This window comes from Streptomyces sp. NPDC049577, from assembly GCF_040675635.1.
Classification (GTDB): Bacteria; Actinomycetota; Actinomycetes; order Streptomycetales; family Streptomycetaceae; genus Streptomyces.
Window position 1 is genome coordinate 1 of record NZ_JBFAPH010000503.1, and the last position, 3,155, is coordinate 3,155.

The window sequence follows — 3,155 nt, forward strand, 5'->3', positions numbered from 1 at the left end:
CGAAATCCCGAAGGCCCCGCGCCTGCCCTTTCCCCGAGGGCGGCGCGGGGCCTTCGGACGTTCCCGGGCCCGCCCGGCGGTCGGCGCGAGCCCCTCAGCGGCCTTTCAGCGGCCTTCAGCGGCCGGCGCGGGCCGCGCGGGCGACCGCCACGACCGCCTTCTCCAGGGCGTACTCCGGATCGTCGCCACCACCCTTGACACCCGCGTCCGCCTCCGCGACGGCGGTGAGCGCGGCGGCCACGCCGTCGGCCGACCAGCCGCGCATCTGCTGCCGGACCCGGTCGATCTTCCACGGCGGCATGCCGAGGTCACGGGCCAGGTCACCGGGGCGGGCGCCACGGGGCGCCGAGGCGAGCTTGCCGATCGAGCGCACCCCCTGGGCGAGGGCGCTGGTGATCAGAACAGGCGCCACGCCCGTGGCCAGGGCCCAGCGCAGCGCCTCCAGCGCCTCGGCCGCCCGGCCCTCGACCGCCCGGTCGGCGACCGTGAAGCTCGACGCCTCGGCGCGGCCCGTGTAGTACCGGGCGACGGTGGCCTCGTCGATGGTGCCCTCGATGTCGGCCACCAGCTGCGCGCAGGCGCTCGCCAGCTCGCGGAGGTCACTGCCGATGGCATCCACCAGCGCCTGGCACGCCTCGGGAGTCGCCGAGCGGCCCGCCGTGCGGAACTCTCCCCGGACGAACGCCAGCCGGTCGGCCGGCTTCGTCATCTTGGCGCAGGCGACCTCGCGCGCCCCGGCCTTGCGGGCCGCGTCGAGCAGGCCCTTGCCCTTGGCGCCGCCCGCGTGCAGCAGGACGAGGGTGATCTCCTCCGCCGGGGCGGCCAGATAGCCCTTCACGTCCTTGACGGTGTCGGCGGACAGGTCCTGCGCGTTGCGCACGATCACCACCTTGCGCTCCGCGAACAGCGAGGGGCTGGTCAGCTGGGCGAGGGTGCCGGGCTGGAGCGCGTCGGGCATGAGGTCCCGTACGTCGGTGTCCGCGTCGGCCGCGCGGGCCGCCGTCACCACCTCGCGCACGGCACGGTCGAGGAGCAGGTCCTCCTGTCCCACGGCGAGCGTGACGGGGCTGAGGGGATCGTCGGTTGCAGTCTTCCTGGCCATCGCCACCAGCATCCCACGCCCCAGTGACACACCCCGCGAAACCTCCGCATGAGCATGACGCACAATGTGCGGGTGAGCAGCGTATTCATCCCCTCCGATCCCATACGGCACCTGCTGGTGCTGCCCGACCGCGACACCGCCCAGGAGGCGGCGGACGAGGCCGGTGAGCGCTTCGACCTCGACGACGACCCGCAGATCGTGCGGGAGGCGCTCGCCGGGGAGGACGACGCCGAGGACGCCCAGTGGCTGGTCGTGATCGACGATCCGCGCAGCGAGCTGAACGTGCGCGCGCTGCGTGAACTGGCCGAGGAGTACGACGGCTGGCTCGAGGCGGAGTAACCGCCCTCACGGGCCGCGGGTCTCCGTCGGCCCCCGCCGCCACCGCGGTGGCCCCCGCCGTCACCGCGACGGGCCCGTCCCTGTCCGTTCGCAGCACCACCGCCCCCTGCGCCCGCAGCGTCGCCAGCGTGCGGGGGGCCGGATGGCCGTACGGATTGCCGAGGCCCGCGGAGACCAGGGCCAGCCGGGGGCGCAGGGCGCGGGTGAGCCGGTCGTCCTGATGGGCGGAGCCGTGGTGGGCGACCTTGAGCACGTCGACCGGGGGCAGCTCCGGGTGAGCCTGTGCCAGTTCCCGCTGGGCGGGCGGTTCGAGGTCGCCCAGCAGCAGCGCGGACAGCCCGGCCGTACGGACCAGCAGGACCACGCTCGCGTCGTTGGGCCCGTCCTCCGCCACCGCCGAAGCGCCCGCGGGAGGCGGCCACAGCACCTCCCAGGACACCTCCCCCACCCGCCGCCGCTCCCCCGCCGCGGCCGCCACCACCGGAACCCCGGCCCGCGCGGCCAGCCGCCGCACATACGCGGCCTGGGCGGGCGGTCGCGCGTACGGCGTCGTCTCGATCGCCCCGACCGCCCTGCCCCGCAGGACGCCGGGGAGGCCGTCGACGTGGTCCGCGTGGAAGTGACTGAGCACCAGCAGCGGGATCCGCTCCACGCCGAGTGTGCGCAGACAGCGGTCCACGGCCCGTGGTTCGGGCCCGGCGTCGACCACCACCGCGTCGGCCCCACCGGCCGCCAGCACCAGGGCGTCGCCCTGGCCCACATCGCACGCGGCGATGCGCCAACCGGGTGGCGGCCAGCCCGTGACGGCCCGGGTGAGCGGCGCCGGGCGGAGAACGGCCAGCAGCAGGAGCAGCGCGCAGGCCGCGCAGAGCCACGGGTGACGGGATGCGCGGCGGGCGGCGAGCACGGCGACCGCCGTGAGGGCGGCCAGCAGCAGCCCGCCGGTCCAGCCGTCCGGCCAGGCGAACTCGGCACCGGGCAGCTCGGCGCCCCGGCGGGCCACGGCCGCCACCCACGAGGCGGCCCAGCCGGCCGGCCGCGCCAGGATCGCGGCCAGAGGCGGGGCGAAGGGCGCGGTGACGAGCGCGGCGAAGCCGAGGACGGTGGCGGGGGCCACCGCGGGTCCGGCCAGCAGATTGCACGGCACGGCCACCAGGCTCACCCGGGCCGAGAGCACCGCGATGACCGGTGCGCACACCGCCTGCGCCGCGGCGGCCGCCGCCAGGGCCTCCGCGACGCGCGCCGGAACGCCATGCCGGCGCAACGCCGCGCTCCAGCGCGGGGCGAGGGTGAGCAGGGCCCCGGTGGCCAGGACGGACAGCAGGAAGCCGTAACCACGCGCCAGCCACGGGTCGTACAGGACGAGCAGCAGCACGGCGGCCGCGAGCGCGGGCAGCAGGGCGCGGCGGCGGCCCGTGCCGAGGGCCAGCAGGGTGACGAGCCCGCACGCGGCCGCCCGCAGCACGCTCGGCTCCGGCCGGCACACGACGACGAACCCGAGGACGAGCACCCCGCCGAGCACCGCCGTGAGCCGCAGCGGCACCCCCAGCCGGGCCGCGAGCCCCCGGCGTTCGGCGCGCGCGGCCAGCGCCGGCGGACCGATGAGCAGCACCAGCAGGACACCGAGGTTGCCCCCGGAGACGGCGAGCAGATGCGTCAGGCCGGTGGCGCGGAAGGCGTCGTCGAGGTCGGGCGGCACGCGTGAGGTGTCGCC

Annotated in this window: 2 protein-coding genes; both read right to left on the minus strand. The window is 76.7% G+C overall.

Translation table 11 applies throughout. From position 1 onward, the window contains the following. Positions 1 to 115: 115 nt before the first annotated feature. Positions 116 to 1,102: a DNA polymerase III subunit delta gene (holA, locus tag AB0K09_RS31780; RefSeq protein ID WP_366068855.1), complete on the minus strand. Its 987-nt coding sequence runs from the start codon at positions 1,100 to 1,102 to the stop codon at positions 116 to 118. A gap of 85 nt (positions 1,103 to 1,187) precedes the next feature. After that, on the minus strand, positions 1,188 to 3,155 hold a 1,968-nt coding region (locus AB0K09_RS31785), incomplete at its 5' end, for a ComEC/Rec2 family competence protein (protein WP_366068856.1).